This window comes from Salegentibacter maritimus (genome assembly GCF_016236915.1).
Classification (GTDB): Bacteria; Bacteroidota; Bacteroidia; order Flavobacteriales; family Flavobacteriaceae; genus Salegentibacter; species Salegentibacter maritimus.
The window spans coordinates 129,375-152,674 of record NZ_JAEHOK010000006.1 but is presented as its reverse complement, the minus strand read 5'-3'; the positions used below and the strand labels follow the sequence as shown (position 1 = coordinate 152,674).

The window sequence follows — 23,300 nt, the reverse complement described above, 5'->3', positions numbered from 1 at the left end:
TTGCTTTTTATTTAATATAAATTTAACAATTGTAGGCGGCCGTAATTTTTAGAGCTACCCATAATAAATTCTACCTTTGGGAAGATGGAAACGCCTGCTTTAGAAGTACAATTACAAACCTTGCCCAGTAGTCCTGGTGTTTATCAATATTACGATAAAAACCAAAAAATTCTTTATGTAGGGAAGGCTAAAAACCTAAAAAAAAGAGTAACCTCTTATTTTACCAAGCGTCACGATAGTCATCGTATTGGGGTAATGGTAAAAAAGATAAAGGAGATAAAGCATATTGTGGTTGAATCTGAAACCGATGCTTTGCTCTTGGAAAACAATCTTATAAAAAAGCATCAGCCACGGTTTAACGTGATGCTTAAAGACGATAAAACCTATCCGTGGATTTGTATTAAAAATGAGCGATTTCCAAGAGTTTTTCCAACCCGAAAATTGGTAAAGGACGGCAGCGAATATTATGGGCCGTTTACCAGCTTTAAAACGGTAAATACATTACTGGACCTTATTAAGGGTTTGTATAAGCTTAGAACCTGCAATTACGATCTCTCTGAAGAGAAAATAAGAAACGGAAAGTATAAAGTTTGTCTTGAATATCATTTGGGGAACTGTAAGGGCCCTTGTGAGGCAAAACAGGCTGAGGCCGAATATAACAGTAACATTGAGGCAATTAGGCAGATTGTAAAAGGTGATTTTAAAGAATCTTTGCAACAATTTAGGGAGCAAATGAAACAGCACGCTGAAAAGATGGAGTTTGAAGATGCCCAGCGCATTAAAAACAAAATTGATGTGCTGGAGAATTACCAGGCAAAATCTACCGTCGTGAATCCAAAAATTACGAATGTAGATGTGTTTTCTATAGTTTCAGATGAAGGTTATGGTTATGTGAATTTTCTTCAGCTTTCCCATGGGGCAATTATTAGGTCGCATACCATAGAAATGAAGAAAAAACTCGATGAAACCGATGGGGAGTTACTGGAATTGGCAATTACCGAAATACGGCAGCGTTTTAGTTCTAAATCAAAAGAAATCTATGTTCCTTTTAAAGTTGATGCAGGAGAAGATGTAAAGGTTACCATCCCAAAACTGGGCGATAAAAAGAAAATCGTAGAATTATCGCAGCGAAATGCCAAGTATTACCGCCAGGAGCGTTTTAAACAGATGAAGATTGTAGATCCAGATAGGCATGTAAAGCGCATTATGGCACAAATGAAAGAGGATCTTCGGCTTCAGGTAGCGCCCACTCATATAGAATGTTTTGATAATTCCAACATACAGGGAACAAATCCCGTAGCCGCCTGTGTGGTTTTTAAAAATGGAAAACCAAGTAAAAAAGATTATCGTAAATTTAATATTAAAACCGTAGAGGGCCCCGATGATTTCGCATCTATGGAAGAGGTAGTCTTTAGACGCTATAAACGTTTGTTGAATGAAGGCGAGGATTTGCCCCAGTTAATTATTGTTGATGGTGGCAAAGGCCAGCTTTCTTCTGGGGTAAAAGCCCTGGAAGCTTTAGGGCTGCGTGGAAAAATTGCTATTATTGGTATTGCGAAACGTTTGGAAGAGATTTTTTATCCGGGAGATAGTATTCCTCTTTATTTAGACAAGAAATCTGAAACCCTAAAGATTATTCAACAGTTGCGTAATGAGGCGCATAGGTTTGGAATTACTTTTCATCGTAACAAAAGAAGTAAAAGTGCGTTAAATACAGAGTTGGAAGAGATAAGCGGAATCGGTGAAAAGACAGTGATAGAATTACTGAGACAATTTAGATCGGTAAAACGAATAAAAGAAGCCTCAGAGAAAGAACTGGCCGAAGTTATTGGGGTTTCTAAAGCCGCGATTATCTACAAGTATTATAAGTCTAAAAAAGAAACTTAATAAGCTTTTAAAATTATAGATAGATGAAAAAACTACTGCTTTTAATTTTTCTGCTTTTAGCCCTTCCCGGTTTTGCCCAGGATGAGGAAGATTTAAAAGTTGGTTTGGTTTTAAGTGGTGGTGGTGCAAAAGGCCTTGCTCATATTGGAGCTCTAAAAGTTATAGAAGAAGCTGGAATTAGAATAGATTATATAGGCGGGAGTAGTATGGGGGCTATTGTTGGGGGGCTTTATGCTTCAGGGTATACCGCGCAACAATTAGATTCTATATTTCATGAGACCAATTTCAATATCCTAATCCAGGATAATATTCCGCGTAGCGCTAAATCTTTTTATGAAAAAGAAGATTCCGAAAAATACGCACTAAGCCTCCCTTTTGATAATTTTAAAATAGGTTTACCATCGGGGCTTTCGCGAGGGCAAAATATTTACAATTTAATGTCCCAACTCACAATGCATTTAGGAAACGTAGACGATTTTAGCAAATTGCCTATTCCGTTTTTCTGTATAGCTGCAGATGTGGAAACCGGGGAGGAAGTGATTTTAGATGAAGGTTCTTTTGCGCAAGCTGTTTCTGCGAGCGGTGCCATCCCTTCTGTTTTTAGTCCCGTAAAAATAGATGGAAAGTTGTTGATAGATGGTGGGGTAGCGAATAATTACCCGGTAGAAGAACTTAGAAAAAGAGGGGCAGAAGTAATTATTGGAGTAGATGTGCAGGATAGTTTGGTAGATAGGGAAGAATTAAGTAGTGCGTTTGATATCCTTACCCAAATTAGCAACTTTCGTACTATAAACGATATGAAAGAGAAAATTCCCAAAACCGATATTTATATTAAACCCGATATAAGTCCGTTTTCGGTAATGTCTTTCGAAAAAGGGAAGGCAATTATAGATACCGGTGAGGTTGCTGCTTTAAAAAGAGTAGACGAACTTAAAAAGTTGGCAGAACGGCAAAGCCTTAAACGCCAGAATGTAAAGATTTCTGCTATAGATACTTTTCAAATAAGCACCTTAACCCTGGAGGGGAATAATGCCTATCCGCGTTCGTATATTATGGGGAAATTACGACTTAATTATTTTACAGATTTCACCCTTAAAGACTTAAATAGTGGGATTAATAACCTCTCGGCTTCCGGGAATTTTAATAGGATTAATTATCGGTTAATTCCTAATAACGACGATGGGCTTTATACGCTGGCCATGAAGATGGAAGAGAGCGAAAATAAAAGTCTTTTGCGTTTGGGCTTACATTATGATGAACTATATAATATTGGAGCCTTGATTAATTACACCCGCAAAAGTTTGCTGTTTTCAAATGATGTGGCCTCCCTGGACCTGGTGATTGGTGACCAATTTAGATATAATTTCGACTATTACATAGACAAAGGTTTTTATTGGAGCATAGGGATAAAATCACGTTATAATAAATTTGAACATCCGGTTTCTTTTGATTTTGCCAGAAAAAACGCCCAATTAGAAGATATTGGTATAAATAGAATAGATGTAGATTACCGTGACTTTACTAACCAAATATATGCGGAGACTTTGTTTAAACAGGTTTTTTCATTTGGTTTGGGGGCAGAGCATAAGTACCTGAAAATTGCATCTGAAACTTTAGTAAATCCCGATACTGCTCTTAATGAACAAATCCTATTCGAAAACAGTCATTTTTATAGTGTGTTTGGGTATTTAAAATATGATTCTTACGATAATAAATACTTTCCTTCCAGGGGAGTTTATTTTGATGGAGACTTTCACGTATACCTGTTTTCATCAGATTATAATAATGATTTTGCCGAATTTTCGATAGCTAAGGGAACTTTGGGATATGCCTTCTCTCCTTTTAATAAATTTTCAGCCAGAATAGTGACTGAAGCAGGGTTTAAAATAGGAAATAATGGGGGGAGCACACTTGATTTTTCCCTGGGTGGCTACGGAAATAACCTCATCAATAATTTTGTTCCGTTTTACGGATATGATTTTATAAGCCTTTCGGGTGATAGTTATATTAAAGGTCTCCTGGAGTTTGATTATGAAATTTTTAGAAAAAATCATGTGATTTTAGGGGCTAATATTGCCAATGTAGGTAACAAGTTGTATTCTTCCGGAAACTGGTTTACCGCTCCAGATTATACGGGTTATGCATTAGGTTATGGTATAGATACTTTTGTGGGGCCTCTGGAGTTAAAATATACGTACTCGCCCGAAATTAAAGCTAGTGAATGGTTTTTTAGTCTTGGCTTCTGGTTTTAATAAGATCCCTATAAGGATTTAATGCCTTTTTGCTGAAAATATTTTAAATTCTACAATCCTGTTTTTAGAGATGTTTTAAGAATGTTTCTTTAAAAATTCCCGATATTTGTTTTAAGGTAAAATTATGCCGAAAAAAATAACAAATTCTCAATATTCTTTTAGAAATTGCGATTTAAATAAAAATATCAAATTATGCCTTTTTATCACAAACTCGGTAAAATTCCTCATAAACGCCATACGGTTTTTAAAAAGCCCGACGGAAGTCTTTATTACGAGCAGCTTTTTGGTACTATTGGTTTTGACGGCATGTCTTCTAATCTTTACCATGAGCACCGCCCTACCCAGGTAAAAGAAGTAAAAGGGAGTTATAGTGTAAAACCAAAAATAGCTGTAGGCAACAATATAAAGTCTTATCGCTTTAAGGGGTTTCAGGTAAAGCCTAATCCAGACTATCTTGAAAGCCGAAAAGTGGTTCTTACTAACAGCGATGTAGATATTGCTTTGGCTTCTCCACAAGGATCTACAAAAGACTATTTTTATAAAAATGCCGACTCAGATGAATTGCTATTTGTCCATAAAGGAACAGGTAAATTAAGAACCCACCTTGGTAATCTTGATTTTAAATATGGGGATTACCTGTTAATCCCAAGGGGTACTATTTATAAAATAGATTTTGATGACGAAGATAATCGCTTGTTTATTGTTGAGTCCAGAAGGCCAATATATACCCCAAAACGCTATAGAAACTGGTTTGGGCAACTTTTAGAGCACTCGCCTTTTTGTGAGCGCGATTTGAGGCAACCTCATGAGTTGGAGACCAATGATGAGAAAGGCGATTTTATTATAAAAGTGAAAAAGCAGGGCGAAATATTCGATATGGTTTATGCTACCCATCCATTTGATGTGGTGGGCTACGATGGGTATAATTATCCTTATGCTTTTTCTATTCACGATTTTGAACCCATAACCGGTAGAATTCATCAGCCGCCACCGGTGCACCAAACTTTTGAAACCGATGCTTTTGTAGTTTGCAGTTTTTGTCCGCGTAAGTACGATTATCATCCGGAAAGTATACCGGCACCATATAGTCACAGTAACATAGATAGTGATGAGGTGCTTTATTATGTAGATGGCGATTTTATGAGCAGAAACGATATTGAGGCAGGGCATATCTCTTTACATCCGGCGGGAATTCCACATGGGCCTCATCCCGGAGCTGTAGAACGAAGTATTGGGCAGGTTGAAACCGAAGAGTTGGCGGTAATGGTAGATACCTTCAAGCCACTTATGCTTACCGAAGATGCTATGGAGATAGCCGATGAAACCTATTATAAATCCTGGTTAGAATAATGGGTGTAGATTTTAAATAACAAAAAATTGAAAACAGCATTAAAATTTTAAAAATGACAACCGATAATACATCATTAAAATTAGAAAAGGTAATGCAGGATGCTGAAGATTTTCTTCCAATCCTGGGAACAGATTTTGTTGAACTTTATGTGGGTAATGCCAAGCAGGCGGCTTATTATTATCAGCACGCCTGGGGTTTTCAGCCGGTAGCTTATTCTGGTCTGGAAACAGGTAGAAAAGATAGTGTTTCTTATGTACTACAACAAGGTAAGATTAGAATTGTGCTCACCTCTCCCTTACAGCCAGATGGCGATATAAATGCCCATATCAATAAGCATGGTGATGGTGTGAAAATGGTGGCGCTTTGGGTAGATGATGCTAAAAAGAGTTATGAAGAGACTACAAAACGTGGAGCAAAGTCTTATGTAGCTCCTTATGAAATGGAAGATGAGCATGGAAAAGCCGTAATTTCCGGAATTCATACATATGGGGAGACCATTCACTTATTTGTTGAGCGAAAAGATTATGAAGGTCCTTTTTTGCCGGGCTATAAGGCTTATGCTACGAAAGCAGAAGCAAAAGATACGGGCTTAAATTATATAGACCATATGGTTGGAAATGTAGGCTGGAACGAGATGAATAAATGGGTAGATTTTTATGCTAAAGTAATGGGCTTTGCGCAAATGGTCTCTTTTGATGATAAAGATATTTCTACAGATTATACGGCCTTAATGAGCAAGGTGATGAGTAATGGGAATGGTAGGATTAAATTTCCGATAAACGAACCTGCTGAAGGAAAGAAAAAATCCCAAATTGAAGAATATATAGATTTTTACCACGGGGCAGGTGTGCAGCATATTGCGCTTGCAACAGATAATATTATTGAAACAGTAACCCAGCTTAGGGATCGTGGTGTGGAATTTTTATATGTTCCAGACACGTATTACGACACTTTGTTAGAAAGGGTTGGTGAAATTGATGAAGATCTTGAACCCTTAAAAGAGTTAGGGGTATTGGTAGATAGGGATGATGAGGGTTATCTTTTGCAAATTTTTACCAAGCCTGTTTTAGATCGTCCAACTATGTTTTTTGAGATTATTCAGCGAAAAGGAGCTCAATCTTTCGGAAAAGGCAACTTTAAAGCTTTATTTGAAGCGATAGAAAGGGAGCAGGATTTGCGAGGAACTTTGCAATAATCACAAAAAATGGAAGTAAATTATTGTTTTGTGTTAAAAATAAATACCTTCTAAAAGTTTTGTGTTAAACTTGATTTTATTGTTGCTAATACTCTACTAAATGTGGAATTTTGCGCTCGCATTTTTGGAGTGGTTACCAATAATGTAATAAATTTTTTTCATAATTTAAGTTTTAGTTGGTTAATAAGACAAAAACCCCTTCATTAATTTGATGGGGTTTTTTGTTTTAATACATTTGGAATAGAAATTGTAAATATACTTAGCCTAATCAATCTGAAATTCAGTATTTAAAAATTTGGTATGAAAAAAAGTCTATTTACAATTTTTCTCTTTCTTATTACAGGCTTTGTACTTCAGGCGCAACCACAAACGGCATTTGGTGCCGGAGAATGGTTTAAGTTTCGTATACATTATGGTCCTTTCAACGCAAGTTATGCTACATTAGAGGTAGATGAAACCAGAATAAAGGGAGAGTCTGTCTATCATATAAAAGGTAGGGGGAAGTCTACCGGATTATTGCATTGGTTTTTTAAAGTAGATGACGATTACCAAACTTTTATAGATAAGCAAGATGGGAAACCTTATAAGTTTATCCGTAAAATTGATGAAGGTGGTTATACAAAAGACCTGGAAATAGACTTTGATCATAGCGATAACAAGGCCTATGTTTTTGATAGAAAGCATAATGAGCATCATACCTACACTACCAAGCCAAATGTGCACGATATGTTATCGGCATTTTATTATATTCGCAACAATATTAAGAACGACGAGCTTAGGCCCGGAGATGAAATGCGACTCAATCTTTTTATAGATGATGAGAATATGGATTTCAAATTGAAATTTCTTGGTAGGGAGGTGATTAGAACCAAATTTGGGAAAGTTGCTACTTTAAAGTTTAGACCTTATGTAATGGCCGGAAGGGTTTTTAAAGAGAAAGAAAGCCTTACTTTTTGGGTAAGTGACGATGCAAATAGGCTTCCTCTTAAAATAGAAGCAAATCTTGCGGTTGGTTCTCTCGATGCCGATTTAGATGCATACAAAGGTTTAAAGCATCCGTTTAAAATAATTATGAAATAGTACATGGAAATAAAGCCGGAAATTGCAGAGCGCATTTTTGCATTAGAGGAAAAGTTTAAAAATTCAGGTCAGGATTTGGCTTCCTATTTAGATGGGCTTTTACATGATAGGTATCTTACGTATTGGGATTATTTAAGTATAGATACCCTTTTGAGTTTACAAAAAACCCTAACTCATTTTCCCGATGAGAAAATTTTTATTTCCTATCATCAAATTACAGAGCTATATTTTAAGCTTATAATCCATGAGCAGCGGCAAATAATTGAAAAAGAATCGCCAGATGCCGATTTTTTAATTGAAAAATACAATCGTTTAAATCGCTATTTTAGAATTCTAACCGATTCCTTTGATGTGATGATAAAAGGGATGGAGCGTAAACAATTTCTAAAATTTAGAATGTCTTTATTGCCGGCAAGCGGATTTCAATCAGCACAATTTAGAATGATAGAAATGTATGCTACGCCCCTGGAAAATTTGGTTTCTTATGAGCTTAGGGATAAATTTTCAGAAGAAAATAGCCTGGAGGAATTGTACGAAAATATTTACTGGAAAGAAGGAGGTATAGATCTTAAAACCAGGGAAAAGACTTTAACACTTAGACAATTCGAAAAGCGCTATACGCCGCGTTTCTTGCGAATAGCTTCAGAGTATAAAGGAAGAACTCTTTTTCATAAATATAAAGAACTGCCAGATTCGGTTAAAAATAATAAGTTTTTAAAGGAAGCATTGCGTAATTTTGATACCTATGTAAATGTAAACTGGCCCTTAATGCATATGGGGGCAGCTTATAGGTACTTAAATAAGGATAGAGAGGCGGTTGCAGCTACCGGCGGTACAAATTGGAAGGAATTTTTACCACCTACATTTCAAAAAAATAGTTTTTTTCCTTATTTATGGAGTGAAGAAGAATTGGAAAATTGGGGTAGAGAATGGGTAAACCATATGTTTAATACAGAAAAGAAAAACTACTAGAAAATTGAAAAAATTAAGTTTCCTACTAATATTGATATTGGCTTTTACAGCCTGTGAAGATAATACAAAAGAAACGGCGTTAAATGCTGAGAAAGCCGAAAAAAAGGCGCCCAAGCCTGTAAAAAAGGAGTTCGGCTTTATTTTGGATGACTATGAGGTGGTAAATGGTGTTATAGAATCGGGAGATAGTTTTGGTTACCTTTTAGATCAGCACGGAGTAGACAGGGGGAAAATATATCAGATTTCAGAGAAGGTAAAAGATACCTTTAATCCCGCAAGGATCACGGCCGGTAGAAAATACATGATTCTTAAATCAAAAGATTCGGCCAGGACGCCTCAGTATTTTATCTATCAAAACGATAGGATAAACTATACCGTGGTGGGCATTGGCGATAGCATTAGTGCAGCACGTAAAAAGAAGCCTGTTACTATAAAAAAGAGGGAGGTTTCCGGTGTGGTGAGTTCTTCGCTTTCAGAAGCAGTTGCAGAACAGGGATTGAGCAATTTGTTGGTGTATGAGCTTTCTGATATATATCAATGGAGTATCGACTTTTTTAAGCTCCAGAAAGGAGATCAATTTAAAATGATTTATTCTGAAAAATATATAGATGATACTATTTTTGCGGGAATAGAAAATGTGGAGGCCGCTGTTTTTAAACATGAAGATAGGCCTTTTTATGCTTTTGCATACAAGACAGATTCGGTGACCGGGCAACCTAGTTTTTACGATGAAGAAGCTAAATCTTTGCAAAGTTTCTTTTTAAAAGCGCCCCTAAATTACAGCCGAATCTCTTCAAGATATACGAAAAGGAGGTTTCATCCTGTTCAAAAACGTTGGAAAGCTCACCTGGGAACCGATTATGCGGCAGCACACGGAACACCCATTGTAAGTACTGCCGACGGAACGGTAATAGCTTCCAGTTATACTTCAGGTAATGGGAACTATGTTAAAGTAAGGCATAACGATAAATATACCACCCAGTATTTGCACATGAGCAAACGAAATGTTAGAAACGGCCAACGTGTGAAACAAGGAGATGTTATTGGTTTTGTTGGGAGTACAGGCCTGGCTACAGGGCCTCATGTGTGTTATCGTTTTTGGGTTCATGGAAGGCAGGTAGATCCTTACCGCCAAAAACTGCCAACTGCCAAGCATATAGAGCCAGAGCATAAGGACAAATATCTTGCAGCGATTGAAGATTTGAAAACCTCATTAGACGGAATCCCTTATAAAGAGATTTAGAAAGCAAGAACTAAGTTCTCATGATAGATGAAAGCTTCTATTTTTTCGGTTTAAAGATCGAAAGTATAGAAGGTGCGTGTAATTTTAAGATAAATAAAAGTTTAGGCAAAGCCGAAAAATTAAATAAAAATGAAAAATATTAATCCAACCCAAACCACAGCCTGGAAAAAATTAGAAAAGCATTTTAGCCAGGTGGAGCAATTGAAACTTAAAGAGTTATTTGAGAAGGATTCTGAGAGAGCTTCAGAGTTCTCTATTGCCTGGGAAGATTTTTATCTGGATTACAGTAAAAATAGAATTACAGCGGAAACCAGGGATTTGTTGTTGGAGTTGGCAGAAGACTGTGATCTTACTGCTGCAATAAATTCTTATTTTGGTGGAGATGCGATTAATAGAACTGAGAACCGTGCGGTTTTGCACACAGCACTAAGAGCCCCTGCTGATGTTAATATAGAAGTAGATAACCAGAATGTGGTCCCTGAGGTGCAGGAAGTGAAAAGGAAGATTAGCAATTTTTCTGAAAAAATTATAAGTGGGGAGAAAAAGGGGTATACCGGGAAGGCTTTTACCGATATCGTAAATATTGGAATTGGAGGCTCAGATCTTGGTCCCGTAATGGTTACCGAGTCGTTGAAATATTATCATAATCATTTAAAGGTTCATTATGTATCTAATGTAGACGGCGATCATGTTTATGAAACCATAAAGAATTTAAACCCTGAAACTACTTTATTTCTGGTAGTTTCAAAAACCTTTACTACTCAGGAAACCCTTTCTAATGCCACAACAATTAGAAACTGGTTTAGAAAAACAGCGCCAAAAGACGCAGTATCTAAGCATTTTGTGGCTGTTTCTACTAACCTAAAAAAGGTAGAGGAGTTTGGTATTGCTATAGAAAATGTATTCCCCATGTGGGATTGGGTTGGAGGGCGTTTTTCGCTATGGAGTGCCGTGGGACTGTCTATAAGTTTGGCGGTAGGTTATAATAATTTTGAAGCCCTGTTGAAGGGTGCTCATAAAATGGATGAGCATTTTAGAACTTCAGATTTTAAAGAAAATATTCCGGTTCAGCTTGCATTGTTAAGTATTTGGTACAATAATTTTTACAGGGCAGAAAGCGAAGCGGTAATTCCTTATACACAATATTTAAACAGGCTTCCGGCTTATTTGCAGCAGGCCATTATGGAAAGTAATGGAAAGAGTGTAGATAGAAATGGAAAAAAAGTAGATTATCAAACCGGTACCCTTATTTGGGGTGAACCTGGAACCAATTCTCAGCATGCTTTTTTTCAATTAATCCACCAGGGAACTAAATTGATCCCGGCAGATTTCATTGGGTTTAAAGAGTCTTTGCATCAGGATAATGACCATCATAACAAACTAATGGCTAATTTCTTTGCTCAAACCGAAGCCTTGCTTCAGGGGAAAAGTAAAGAAGAAGTTAAAAAAGAATTGGAGGCCCAGGGCCTATCTACAGATGAGATAGAGCAGTTGGTGCCTTTTAAGGAGTTTGAGGGGAATAAGCCTACTAATACTTTGCTAATAGATAAACTAACCCCCGAAAGTTTAGGGAAAATTATCGCTATGTATGAACATAAAATCTTTGTACAGGGGGTGATTTGGAACATCTATAGCTACGATCAATGGGGTGTTGAACTGGGTAAGCAGCTTGCGAGTAAAATTCTTGCGGAAATCGAAGATAAATCGGTTAAAAATCACGATTCTTCTACTAAAAAGCTTTTAGAGGTGTTTTTTAAGTAAAAATAACCGTTTTGTTAACAATTTGTGCAAATCATTAGTTTCCAAAGAATCAAATAGTTAAAATTTTGTTTTAGTTTTGCAGCGAAAGAGATGTTAAAGTTAAATTTATTAACATTCTGATAAACCGGGATTTGAAAGATTTGACTTCATTTGCATCGAAATTTAAACTCAAAACAAACAAATTTTAAACATGAGGAAATTATTAGCATTAGCGTTGTTTTTAACATCAGCTACAATTTTTGCTCAAGGAACTATTACCGGTACGGTGATAGATTCTGAAATGGACGGTCCATTGCCTGGGGCTACGGTTATGGTAGTAGGTACCAGCAATGGGACTACTACGGACTTTGATGGGAATTTCTCCCTTGACGTTTCGTCAACTACAGGTAAGATTAACATAACTTTTATTGGTTATGAAAGAAAAACTGTCAGATTTAATGTGTCTGGTGGAGAAACCCAAAACTTGGGCACGATCTCTTTAGGGGTTGATGCTGGTGCTTTGGCTGAAGTTGTAATTACTGGTGTAGCCGATTTAGCAAAAGATCGTGAGACTCCTGTGGCTGTATCGACTATTAAAGCAGCTGAAATTCAGGAGAAATTAGGTTCTCAGGAATTCCCTGAAATACTTAATAACACCCCTTCAATTTACGCTACCAAACAAGGTGGTGGATTTGGAGACGCTCGTATTAATATTAGAGGTTTTGATACCAACAACTCAGCCGTGATGATTAATGGTGTGCCAATTAATGATATGGAAAACGGTTCTGTTTACTGGAGTAACTGGGCTGGTTTAAGTGATGTTGCTTCTGCTATACAGGTTCAAAGAGGACTTGGTTCTTCTAAATTAGCAGTATCTTCTGTAGGTGGAACCATAAATGTCCTTACCAGAGCTGCGGATAAATCTGAAGGTGGATTTGTTACCGCCACTACAGGTAATGACGGATACTTAAAAACTATTGCTTCTTATAATACTGGATTAATGGAAAGTGGTTTTTCCACTACCGTGTTATTGAGCCAAACTCAAGGTGATGGTTATGTAGATGGTACGAAATTTCAGGGGTATAATTACTACTTGGGTTTTGGTTATAGACCTAACGATAAACATGACTTTCAGTTTACCGTAACGGGAGCTCCACAATGGCATCATCAGCGTAGTAGAAGTAGTTCAATAGAAACTTATCAACGTTATAGTGATAATGATGAGCCTAATATTAAGTATAATGAAGAGTGGGGATACAGAAATGGAGAGGAGTATTCTTTTAGAAAAAACTTCTATCACAAACCAATTATGTCTTTAAACTGGGATTTTGACATTAATTCTAAGACTCAGCTTTCTACTTCAGCTTATGCATCGTTTGGTCGTGGTGGTGGAACAGGCGAGATAGGAAGAATAAACGGAAGAAGACAATTCGCCTTACCTCGTACTGAAGATGGTTTGGTTAGGGTAGACGATATTATTGCTTATAATAGTGGTCAGGCTGTACCAGATTTTGGGAGCGACGATAACCCAACAGGACAAAGAGCTTTGACTGATGGAATTTATCTTAATCAAGGGAATGGAGATAGATCTGCTGCCAATGGTATTAGCCGAAGAGCTTCAATAAATTCTCATAACTGGTTTGGAGTACTATCTAACTTAAGCAACCAGTTAACAGATGAACTTACTTTAGATGTAGGTATTGATTTAAGAACTTATAAAGGAATTCATTATAGAAGAGTTAATGATCTACTTGGAGGAGATGCTTATCTTCAAACAGATAACATTAATAATGATCCAGATCCTGTACAAAGAGAAACATACTCAGCTGAGCCCAAATTCTGGGTGTTTTCTGATATAGATTCAGAAGAAAAGATCGATTATTATAATGACGGTTTAGTAAGATGGGCTGGTACTTTTGGACAGTTAGAATATAATAACGAAATTATTTCAGCTTTTGTTCAAGGTTCTATTTCAAATCAAGGTTTTAAGCGAGTGGAATACTTTGGAGAACTTGAAGGAAATCAGGAGACAGATTGGGAGAATATTATTGGAGGTAATATAAAAGGTGGTTTAAACTGGAATATAGATGAAATGCATAATGTATATGCAAATGCAGGCTACTATTCAAAACAGCCACTTTTTGATGCAGTTTATATTAATTTTGGAAATAATCTAAACCCAGATCTTCAAAATGAACAAATAATTGGAACCGAGATTGGATATGGATTTAGATCTAGTTTATTTAGTGCCAATGTAAATATTTACAGAACATCCTGGGCAGATAGGTTCGAGGATGTGGGAGCTGTATTTAATGCAGAAACTCCTCAGGAAATAAGAGGTAGAGCCAATTTGTATGGAATTACTCAAGTACATACTGGTCTTGAAATTGATTTTACTGGAAGAGTGTCAGATAAATTAAGGTTTAAAGGTATGTTTTCTGTAGGAAATTGGGAGTATGAGGGAGATGTTGAAGCAACTTACTTCGATAACGATCAAGAACCAATTTTAGACGAAAATGGAAATCCACAAACTGCAACTTTGGCTTTGGACGGAGTAAAAGTTGGAGATGCACCGCAACTTACTGCTAGTTTTGGTGCTGACTATGAGATAATTGAAGGTCTTGGAATTGATGCTAATTATAGATATATAGATAATCTTTATGCTGATTTCGATGCAACTGATGCATTAGGCGACGATAATTTTAAGGCATTAAAGCTACCTTCTTATGGGTTGGTAGATGCTGGAGCTTCGTTTAGACTGCCAATTGGGAAAGATAATAATAGTCTTAACTTTAGACTTAATGTCAATAACGTTTTTGATACTATGTATATTTCTGAGGCAGACACTAATCTTTTAGCTGGAGCTGGAGATGAAACTTATAACGGAGTTAATGTGAATAACAGAGTTTATTTCGGATTTGGAAGAACCTGGAATGCGGGAATAACCTTTAACTTCTAGTTAATAGAATAAAAGATCACAAAAAAGGCCGTCTAAAAGCAATTTTTAGACGGCCTTTTTATTTTGAGTGGTTTCTTAGAATAACATTAATTATACCGCGTTTTACACTCTTTTAATTTCTATTAAGAAGCCTTTTTAATATGATAAAGAAAACTATTCTTTAGTTTTTTCTTAATTCTTACCTTCTTCCTGCTGTTTCCTATCGGCTTCTTTTTCAACAAATTTTTGATGTTGTATTTCACCACCAATATCACGAGATCTTTTGTAGATGCTTTCAAAAACCTCTGCCTTGCCGTACACGGTAATAACATCAAGTGGCAATATTTTCGAATTTCCTGTAGGGGAACCTAAATAGCCTTCGCCTTTTCTATCTATCCCAAGAACTGTTATGCCTTCTTTTCTCAGGTCTAATTCTATTAAAGTTTTATTGGCTAGCCAACTGTCTTTTTCTACTCGCATTTCGCTTACATGATAATTATCGTGTAAGTGTAATACGGCCGCATAATCCTGTACATTTATATCGGTGTATTTTTTTAGCATTCTATTAATCACTTTAGATAGTCCGCGGTCTACCCAATCGCTTCTAATGGCCCACCATAATATAGCCAGGCCTACCACTACAATTAGTAAACCGTATAGCCGGGAAGCATTACTGTCTGGCAGCACAAAAGTTAAAATTAAGGAAGACATAGCGGTTACAATACCGGCATTACCAATAAGCATAAGGCTGTAAATAATCTTTCTACGAACCGGGTGGTTCATTATTTTCTCAGTTTCTGATGAAGTGAAACCCGAGCCGGTATATGCAGAGCGTGCCTGAAACCTTGCTATTTGGGTAGAAAGTCCCGTGTGCGCCAAAGCAATAGCTGCAATGCGTGTAATTAAGGCTGAAAGGGTGATGATAAAAAATAAGGTAACAGCGGCAATCATAATTAATCTTTTACATGACTATTGTATCAATAAAAGATAAACTATTTTCTGATTTTTCTTAGCATATTCAGGAGTTAATATTTTCTAATTACCTGTTACCTTTTTTAGTTCTACGAGCCTAATCTCTACTGGTTAAAACTCTTTTGCTATTCGAGTTTTATTTATCAGTAAACTTCCTCGGGCTATTACACCCTTTGGCGGTGCCAATAAAGTTTCCAGCCTTGATAATTTTTAGCCTTATTCTAGAAGCTTATTATAAAAACAAATTTCTTAGTTATACTGTGATATCAATTTTGAACCTGGAAAATTATAGGTAATGAATAGTTTACATTAACAGGTTTTCCACGTTGTTTTCCCGGTTTCATTTTTGGTAAAGATTTTATAACTCTTTTGGCTTCGTCTTCAAGTTGTGGATGTGGTGCCCGTGCCTGTATGTTTACTATTTCTCCTTCGGTATTAATTTGAAAAAGAATGTTGATGCGGTTTACCCCTGATAATTCCAATTCGCTACCCAGCTCTTTATTAAAATTTTTATTTACGTAAGCAGTTATTTTTTCGGTCATACAGGCTTTTCTTTTGCTATTGTCTTTTAAGGCTTCGCAGCCCGGAAATATGGGGACATCTTCCAGTAAGATAAAAGGTACTGTTTCGGGTTCTTCTACGTTTTCAGGTTCAACTATTTCCCCGGGCTCTACAATATCGTCCAGGTTTATCTCGCTAGACTCAATCTCGTCTTCCTCAAGCTCGGGATCGTCTTCAACAACATCTATTACATCGGGAATTACCGGAGGCTTGGGAGGTGGTGTGTTTGCCAGTTCTGTAATAGGAATTTCTTCGGTATCCAGCGCATCAAAATATACTTTTTGTGAGCTGATGTCTTTTTTATCATAAACTTTCCATTCTATTAGCAGAAAACTGGCCAGCAAAGCAAGGATAAGTCCGAAGGATAAAAACAAATTTGATTTTTTTCGAAGATCGGCTTTTGGATTTTTCTTGGGTTTCATAAGATAGATTATTTAACAGTTAGTACTCGAAAATTAAAAGTGTAATAGAAAGGCTGGTTGACTGATTATGTATCAATTAAAATGCCATAAGAGTACATAAACATCATTTTTATGTGTTTGGTGTTGTTTTTTGATTAATTTATAAATGCTGAAGTGTGGTATAAACTAACCTATAATTGAGTAGCTTTGTTATAGAAAATCCTATATTTACTAAAAAATTATTTTTATGTATCCAACAGTACAATTCATACATTCTTATTGGGCCTATTTAGTGCTTATTGTTTTATTTGTTGCCTCCTTAAATGCAATTATTGGGTATGCTTCAAATAAAGAGTACGGAGCCACCAACTTTAGAATTGCTCTTTTTACGCTTATCACATCCCATATTCAGTTTTTAATAGGAGTGGTCTTATATTTTACTTCCCCTTATTTTTCTGTATTATTAGAAAAGGGTATGGGTACGGTTATGCCAGATCCTACACTTAGACTTTACATCATGGAGCACCCTTTAATGATGATTATTGCGTTAGTGTTGATAACAATTGGGTATTCTAAGCATAAGAATAAACTTACCTCAAAGCCAAAATTTAAAACCCTGGCTATATTTTATACCCTTGGATTATTGGTGATGTTGTCCCGAATTCCATGGAGTGCCTGGTTTTAATAAACAGTTGTTTTTCCCCGATAAGCTAGATTTAATGCCGGGCGGCTAAGCGCGAAATCTAAAAGAAATTTTATTATATACCTCGTGAGCCTATCGCGGGGTATTTTATTTAATTCTTAATAGATAAAATATAAGCAACTTGTTTTATAAGATAGATATACACCGGAAAATGGTCACTATAACCGCCCTGATATCCCGAATAACCATAGCTTCTAAAGGGATAACCTTTGTATTGTCCGTTTTTAGTGATAAGATATTTTTTATTAAAAATGCCTGCTTTATAAAATTGAAAGCCGGAATAATCCTTAGTTGTTAATGCGCCCGACACAAGAATTTGATCAAATAAATTCCAGCCATCGCGGTAGGCAAGTGTCCCCATTCCCTTTTTCAACATAGGCTCCATAGGATTATATAACTGATGCGGATTTAGGCCTGTTGCATCAGCTTTGGTTTTCAGGACTTCTTTAAAGCTTTTATTGGTAGGGTCATCATTAAAATCGCCCATGCTTATTACCCTGGCTAAAGGTTCTTTTTTAAAGATGGAATCAAGAATGATTTTATTTAGTGCCGCCGCTTTTTCCCGTTTGTAACTGCTTGCTGTTTCTCCACCACTTCGGGAAGGCCAGTGATTTACAATAAAATGTAACTTTTCATCATCTATATTACCACTAACTACCAGCTGATCCCTGGTATAAACCCTTTTATCGGGCTCTTTGCTGTTGTAGATCAATAATTCGTGAGAAACTGAATTTTCTAATTTAAAAATATCCTTTCGGTATAATAAAGCAACATCAATTCCACGGCGATCTGGAGAGTTATAATGTACAATACCATAGTTGTATTGTTTTAGTTTAGGTTCATTGATTAAGTCTTCTAAAACTCCCCGGTTCTCCACTTCACAGACGCCTACAATTGCTGGAGGCTGATTTGTGGTTTCAAAGCCTATTTCAGTAATAACCCTGGCTAGTTTTTGCACTTTATCCTGGTATTTCTCCTGCGTCCAAACATCATTTCCTTTCGGGGTACGATCATCATCAAAAGTGAACGGATTATCTTCGGTGTCAAATAAATTTTCAACATTATAAAAGGCAACACTTATAATTTTATACTCCTTTTCCTGTGAGAATCCTCTTTCAACTCCTAAAAGGAATAACAGACAAAAAACAAAAAGGGGAAAAATACGGGTACTCATAGTCTTACATTAACGCTAAATTATTGTTGTAAAGTGTTGATATTTTGATTTTTAACTCTTAAATATCTTAACTTATATTGAATATGACACTACCTGGCTATGAAATTTTTAATTTTTATGTTCTTTTTTGCATTGGGGTTTTCTGGCTCTTTAGCACAGGAAATTTCGCTGAAAGGAAAGTTGGTAGATGCGCAAACCTATAAAGAATTATCGGGTGCCAAAGTTCAAATCGAGGAAAGCTTTTTTGAAACCCTTTCTGCTGAAGATGGCACTTTTATACTTACCGGCAAAGATCTCCCAACCGGCGAACATATTTTAAAAATAAGCCTGGCCAATTACAAACTACTTAGAATCCCGGTAATTATCGAAAAAGCAGGGATTAAAGATATGGGACTTATTCTTATGCAGCCTGTTGTAGCCGACTATGCCAATCAAATAAGTACTATAAGTCTTTCTGATGCCGAGCTAGATGAGGATGAAGCATATATAGAGAACCTCTCAGGCTTTTTACAGGCTTCCCGCGATGTTTTTCTTAACGCGGCAGCTTTCGATTTTAGTCAGACTTTCTTTAGGCCTCGCGGACTTGATAGCGAACACGGGAAGGTTTTGATTAATGGTGTAGAAATGAATAAGGTTTATACCGGCCGACCCCAATGGAGTGCCTGGGGCGGATTAAACGATGTGCAGCGCAACCAGGTTTTTTCGATGGGTCTTAGCCCTTCTGAAGTTGGTTTTGGCGGATTGGCCGGAACTACCAATATAATTATGCGGGCTTCAAAATACGCCAAAGGTGGTAAAGCTTCTATCGCAGCGGCTAATAGGAGTTATAATGGCAGGTTCATGGCAAGTTATGGTTCAGGAGAGTTGAAAAATGGCTGGGCTTATGCAGTTTCAGCCTCCCGAAGGTTTGCAAAAGAAGCTTACGTAGACGGGAGCCTGTACGATGCCAATGGTTTTTTCCTTTCGGTTGAAAAAACTTTTAATGAAAAACATAGTCTTAATTTTGCCGGTTTTTATACGCCGAATATCCGCGGAAAGTCTTCTCCCAATACTGAAGAGGTTTTCGAATTAAAAGGCCGAAAGTATAATGCTTACTGGGGTTACCAGGATGGAGAGGTTAGAAATTCCCGGGTTAGGGAAATAAAAGAACCCGTGTTGATGTTGAATCATTATTGGGATGTTTCTGAGAAAATAAGAATCAATAATAATTTCGCTTTTCAGTTTGGAAAAACCGGCAATTCAAGGATAGATTTTGGAGGGACCAAAAAGGTAGAAATTAATGGCCAGTCGGGTTATGTGGGTGGCGGCACCAATCCAGACCCTACTTATTATCAAAAATTACCCAGCTATTATTTGCGCTTTAAAGACAATCCTAATTATGAAGCAGCTTACCTGGCGCAACAAGAGTTTAAAGAGAATGGACAATTTGACTGGCAACAGCTGTATTATGCGAATAAAGCTGCCGGGTATACCTTATACGCATTGGCTGAAGATAGAAACGATGATCTAAAATTTGATTTGAACTCTATTCTTTCAGCTAAAATAAATGAGCATATAGACCTAAATGGGAAACTGGCCTTTGCTTATTTGAATTCGCATAATTTTGCCTCAATTAAAGATATGCTGGGCGGTGACAACTTTCTTGATGTAGATTTCTTTGCTGAAGGAGACCGGGAAACCTCCCTTGAAAACAGGGCGCAAAGCGATCTTCAAAATCCAAATAGAAGTGTAACCGAAAATGAGGCCTATAAATATAATTTTCGGTTTTATGCGAATTCGGCCAAAGCCTTTGGCCAATTAAAGTTCGATTACGATCGCCTTGATTTTTATGCTGCCACTAAGGCTTCCCAAACATCTTATCAGCGAGATGGTTTGTTTCAAAATGGCAATTATCCCGATAATTCCCTGGGCAAAAGTGAACAATTGAATTTTACCGATTTTGGAGGAAAAATTGGTGCAAACTATAAAATTACCGCAAAACACTTGTTGGGTTTTAATGCAGCCTGGTTTTCTAAACCGCCCAATCTTAGAAATTCCTTTTCAAATTCCCGACAAAATAATGAGGTTGTAAAGGGTCTTAAAAGCGAACAAATTCAGAATATAGATTTTAGTTACCGTTATAGATCTCCAAATATTAAAGCCAGAATCTCTGCTTATTATACCCAAATAAAAAACGCCACCGAAATCTCTTTTTATTATGCCGATGGGCTGTCAGGCCTGGGAAGAAATAGCACCACGGCTTTTGTTCAGGAGGTTTTAAGCGGAATAGATAAACAATATATAGGTTTAGAAATGGGGATTGAAGCAAAAATAACCCCGGCTATAAAATTAAAGGCAGCCGGGGCATTGGGGCAGTTTACTTATAACAATAACCCAAACCTGTACTTAACTTCAGACGATTTTAATGAGATTGTAGATTATGGAACTTCTTATTTAAAAGATTACCGAATTGCCGGCGGGCCTCAAAGAGCCGCCCAAATTGGTTTTGAATATAGGGATGCCGATTATTGGTTCTTTGCCACTACAGCCAATTTCTTTTCCCACGCATTTTTAGATATAAGTCCTTTAACAAGAACGGCAAATTTTAGGAATGACAGCGATGGCCTCCCAATTTTAAATTTCGACGAAAATATTGCCCGGGATATGCTAAAACAAGAACAGTTTAAGGATTATATGTTGGTGAATGCCATAGGTGGTAAATCCTGGCTGGTAAAAGGAAAATTTATAGGTTTTTTTGTAAGTCTGAATAATATTTTTGATAAACTCTATAAAACGGGTGGCTTTGAGCAATCCCGAAATGCCAACTACCGAACCTTAAAACAAGACCGGGAGAGGGAAATCCCCATTTTTGACCCAAAATACTGGTATGGAACCGGTGCTTCTTATTTTGCTATGGTCTATATACGATTTTAATACTGCTGCGATGAAAAAACTAAAAATAATAAACCTGGTCTTTTTGGGTGTGTTTCTGCAAATTTCATGTGTAAAAACCGATGATTTTCAATTGCCAGGAACTGAAATTAAGGAGGTGAATATAGAAGGTGATATTACCGGGATTTCAGCCGTAAAAAGCAGTTTTAAGCCTGAAAGCGAAGAGATTTATGTGTTTTCTGAAACCAATACCTGGATGGAGGCTTATGTGGTTTCTAGCGATGAAGGAGGTAATTTTTATAAAGAGTTGGTGTTACAGGATAAACCCGAAAATCCTAATGCGGGAATCCTTTTATTGGTAGATGACAATTCGCTGTTTGAGACTTATAATTTTGGCCGTAAAATCTATGTGAAATTAGATGGGCTTGCTTTATGGTCTAATAACGGAGTACACCAGGTAGGGTTTCAAAATAGGGGAGATGTGGTAGCGATCCCGCCCTCCAGAATAGACGATCACATTCTTAGAACTACTGAAACAGCTGAAATTGTTCCGCTTCCATTAGAAATTTCAGAATTTAAGGAAATGCACGAAAACTTATTTATTGAAATTCAGGATGTTCAATTTAACCGAAATCTATTAAGAGAGAATCATCACTATACTTTTGCCGGGGAAGTGACCGATGAATATGATGGGGAAAGGCAATTGGAGAGTTGTAGCACAGGTGGCAGTACAATGCTTGGTACAAGTACTTTTTCCGGATTTAAATCTTTGTATTTACCAAAGGAATCAGGGAGTGTAAAAGGCGTGCTAACGCGTAATTTTTTTGATGATTATTTTGTGATCGCTGTAAATTCCCCCGATGATTTAAGTTTTAATGCTGAACGCTGTGATCCTGAGTTTTTACATTGCTCAAACAATACTTCTGAAGGTATAGATGTTATTTTTGAAGAAAATTTTACCAATATTACCAGTCTTGCCTCTTTGGAAAATTCAGGGTGGATCAATATCAATATAAACGGAGGTAAAAAGTTTGAACCCGGAACTTTTGATGGTAACAGGTATGTGCGAATTTCGGCTTTTAATACTGAAGAAACTCCACTGGAAGCCTGGTTGGTGAGCCCGGCAATAGATTTAAGTACTGTGTTAGACGCCCAATTATCTTTTGAAATTATGGCTTCTTACGATAACGCAACTATTTTAAGTGTTTTAATTGCCGAAGAATTTACCGGTAATGTGGTTAGCACTACCTGGAAAACTTTAGATGCGATAATTCCTATAGGCCCCACCAATCAATACGGTAGGGGATTTGTGAAAAGTAAGATTGATATTTCTTGTTTAAAGGGTCAGGTTCATTTTGCTTTCAGGTATTTGGGCGCCGCACCAGATAAAAGCACTACTTATGATATTGATAACATTCGGGTAACCGGGAATTGAGTAAATTACCATTTGTTAAAACAATAATGCCTTAAAGGGCAAAAAAATGATTTAGCCGTAAATGAGTGTTAATCTTCTATTATCTAGTAAATTATCACATTCGTTTAATTTTAATATATGAAGCAAACTTTACCCTACCTGTTTTTACTATTTTTCATTTCGGGATTTTCTCAGCAATCCCAGGATTTGTCCGGTAAGTGGTTTTGGAAATCACCAAATGGTCAAAACACGATGGAGCTACAGCTTACATATGAAAATCAAAACAGAATTAATGGAAACCATTGTGTGGTTTTTAATAAGGAAGGGAAAACCGACTGTAGGAATAATGAGGTCGGTACTTTTAGTATTAATCTGGTGAAAATTGCTAAAGGTATTTACGATGGAACTATAGAAAGTGCTGTAAGTCTAAGCTCCGGAAAAATACGTTTACAATATATAGAAAGTGAAAAGACAATACGGTTTTATTTAAAAGAAGTGCCTCCCGGAGAATTTTACATACCAAAGGAGGCTTTCCTTATTCAATAA

Annotated in this window: 16 protein-coding genes; 13 read left to right on the top strand and 3 right to left on the bottom strand. The window is 36.7% G+C overall.

Annotated features, from left to right (window positions below):
* The first annotated feature begins 84 nt into the window (after positions 1–84).
* The 9 genes from uvrC to I6U49_RS06485 all read left to right on the top strand — a co-directional run bounded on the left by uvrC (position 85) and on the right by I6U49_RS06485 (position 14,679).
* A complete protein-coding gene (gene uvrC / locus I6U49_RS06525) occupies positions 85–1,887 on the top strand; it encodes an excinuclease ABC subunit UvrC (protein ID WP_198628049.1) in 1,803 nt (600 codons plus the stop codon).
* A 23-nt stretch (positions 1,888–1,910) separates the two neighbouring features.
* Positions 1,911–4,139 (top strand): patatin-like phospholipase family protein, encoded by a 2,229-nt coding sequence (locus tag I6U49_RS06520; RefSeq protein ID WP_198628048.1) that lies wholly within the window; start codon positions 1,911–1,913, stop codon positions 4,137–4,139.
* A gap of 192 nt (positions 4,140–4,331) precedes the next feature.
* Entirely contained in the window at positions 4,332–5,489 is a 1,158-nt protein-coding gene (locus tag I6U49_RS06515; RefSeq protein ID WP_198628047.1) for a homogentisate 1,2-dioxygenase, read from the top strand.
* A gap of 53 nt (positions 5,490–5,542) precedes the next feature.
* On the top strand, positions 5,543–6,685 hold the full coding sequence (hppD, locus tag I6U49_RS06510; protein ID WP_198628046.1) for a 4-hydroxyphenylpyruvate dioxygenase: 1,143 nt from the start codon (positions 5,543–5,545) through the stop codon (positions 6,683–6,685).
* Between the two features lie 300 nt (positions 6,686–6,985).
* Positions 6,986–7,765, top strand: a complete 780-nt coding sequence (locus tag I6U49_RS06505) for a DUF3108 domain-containing protein (protein WP_198628045.1) — start codon at positions 6,986–6,988, stop codon at positions 7,763–7,765.
* Positions 7,766–7,768: 3 nt separating this feature from the next.
* Complete coding sequence (locus I6U49_RS06500) at positions 7,769–8,737, top strand: tryptophan 2,3-dioxygenase family protein (protein ID WP_198628044.1); 969 nt, start codon at positions 7,769–7,771, stop codon at positions 8,735–8,737.
* 4 nt (positions 8,738–8,741) lie between these two features.
* The gene (locus I6U49_RS06495; RefSeq protein WP_198628043.1) at positions 8,742–9,980 is read left to right on the top strand and encodes a peptidoglycan DD-metalloendopeptidase family protein; all 1,239 of its coding nucleotides are present in this window, start codon (positions 8,742–8,744) and stop codon (positions 9,978–9,980) included.
* 129 nt (positions 9,981–10,109) lie between these two features.
* On the top strand, positions 10,110–11,741 hold the full coding sequence (pgi, locus tag I6U49_RS06490) for a glucose-6-phosphate isomerase (RefSeq protein ID WP_198628042.1): 1,632 nt from the start codon (positions 10,110–10,112) through the stop codon (positions 11,739–11,741).
* Between the two features lie 190 nt (positions 11,742–11,931).
* Positions 11,932–14,679 (top strand): TonB-dependent receptor, encoded by a 2,748-nt coding sequence (locus I6U49_RS06485; RefSeq protein WP_198628041.1) that lies wholly within the window; start codon positions 11,932–11,934, stop codon positions 14,677–14,679.
* Positions 14,680–14,850: 171 nt separating this feature from the next.
* Here the strand turns inward: I6U49_RS06485 and I6U49_RS06480 are convergent, their stop codons facing one another.
* Entirely contained in the window at positions 14,851–15,609 is a 759-nt protein-coding gene (locus I6U49_RS06480; protein ID WP_198628040.1) for a TrkA C-terminal domain-containing protein, read from the bottom strand.
* Between the two features lie 287 nt (positions 15,610–15,896).
* The gene (locus tag I6U49_RS06475) at positions 15,897–16,613 is read right to left on the bottom strand and encodes an energy transducer TonB (protein ID WP_198628039.1); all 717 of its coding nucleotides are present in this window, start codon (positions 16,611–16,613) and stop codon (positions 15,897–15,899) included.
* A gap of 226 nt (positions 16,614–16,839) precedes the next feature.
* Here I6U49_RS06475 and I6U49_RS06470 point away from each other — a divergent pair, with 226 nt between their 5' ends.
* Entirely contained in the window at positions 16,840–17,277 is a 438-nt protein-coding gene (locus I6U49_RS06470) for a hypothetical protein (protein WP_198628038.1), read from the top strand.
* 109 nt (positions 17,278–17,386) lie between these two features.
* Here I6U49_RS06470 and I6U49_RS06465 read toward each other — a convergent pair whose 3' ends face one another.
* Positions 17,387–18,469, bottom strand: a complete 1,083-nt coding sequence (locus I6U49_RS06465) for an endonuclease/exonuclease/phosphatase family protein (protein WP_198628037.1) — start codon at positions 18,467–18,469, stop codon at positions 17,387–17,389.
* A 99-nt stretch (positions 18,470–18,568) separates the two neighbouring features.
* On the opposite strand from I6U49_RS06465, the gene I6U49_RS06460 reads away from it, so the two are divergent.
* The 3 genes from I6U49_RS06460 to I6U49_RS06450 all read left to right on the top strand — a co-directional run bounded on the left by I6U49_RS06460 (position 18,569) and on the right by I6U49_RS06450 (position 23,300).
* Entirely contained in the window at positions 18,569–21,382 is a 2,814-nt protein-coding gene (locus I6U49_RS06460) for a peptidase associated domain and porin domain-containing protein (protein ID WP_198628036.1), read from the top strand.
* A 10-nt stretch (positions 21,383–21,392) separates the two neighbouring features.
* Positions 21,393–22,775, top strand: coding sequence for a DUF5689 domain-containing protein (locus tag I6U49_RS06455; RefSeq protein WP_198628035.1), 1,383 nt, complete (start codon positions 21,393–21,395; stop codon positions 22,773–22,775).
* A gap of 117 nt (positions 22,776–22,892) precedes the next feature.
* Complete coding sequence (locus I6U49_RS06450; RefSeq protein WP_198628034.1) at positions 22,893–23,300, top strand: hypothetical protein; 408 nt, start codon at positions 22,893–22,895, stop codon at positions 23,298–23,300.

Coding starts and splice junctions, on each gene's coding strand:
- uvrC (WP_198628049.1), top strand. CDS start 85: ATGGAAACGCCTGCTTTAGAAGTACAATTACAAACCTTGCCCAGTAGT.
- I6U49_RS06520 (WP_198628048.1), top strand. CDS start 1,911: ATGAAAAAACTACTGCTTTTAATTTTTCTGCTTTTAGCCCTTCCCGGT.
- I6U49_RS06515 (WP_198628047.1), top strand. CDS start 4,332: ATGCCTTTTTATCACAAACTCGGTAAAATTCCTCATAAACGCCATACG.
- hppD (WP_198628046.1), top strand. CDS start 5,543: ATGACAACCGATAATACATCATTAAAATTAGAAAAGGTAATGCAGGAT.
- I6U49_RS06505 (WP_198628045.1), top strand. CDS start 6,986: ATGAAAAAAAGTCTATTTACAATTTTTCTCTTTCTTATTACAGGCTTT.
- I6U49_RS06500 (WP_198628044.1), top strand. CDS start 7,769: ATGGAAATAAAGCCGGAAATTGCAGAGCGCATTTTTGCATTAGAGGAA.
- pgi (WP_198628042.1), top strand. CDS start 10,110: ATGAAAAATATTAATCCAACCCAAACCACAGCCTGGAAAAAATTAGAA.
- I6U49_RS06485 (WP_198628041.1), top strand. CDS start 11,932: ATGAGGAAATTATTAGCATTAGCGTTGTTTTTAACATCAGCTACAATT.
- I6U49_RS06480 (WP_198628040.1), bottom strand. CDS start 15,609: ATGATTGCCGCTGTTACCTTATTTTTTATCATCACCCTTTCAGCCTTA.
- I6U49_RS06475 (WP_198628039.1), bottom strand. CDS start 16,613: ATGAAACCCAAGAAAAATCCAAAAGCCGATCTTCGAAAAAAATCAAAT.
- I6U49_RS06470 (WP_198628038.1), top strand. CDS start 16,840: ATGTATCCAACAGTACAATTCATACATTCTTATTGGGCCTATTTAGTG.
- I6U49_RS06465 (WP_198628037.1), bottom strand. CDS start 18,469: ATGAGTACCCGTATTTTTCCCCTTTTTGTTTTTTGTCTGTTATTCCTT.
- I6U49_RS06460 (WP_198628036.1), top strand. CDS start 18,569: ATGAAATTTTTAATTTTTATGTTCTTTTTTGCATTGGGGTTTTCTGGC.
- I6U49_RS06455 (WP_198628035.1), top strand. CDS start 21,393: ATGAAAAAACTAAAAATAATAAACCTGGTCTTTTTGGGTGTGTTTCTG.
- I6U49_RS06450 (WP_198628034.1), top strand. CDS start 22,893: ATGAAGCAAACTTTACCCTACCTGTTTTTACTATTTTTCATTTCGGGA.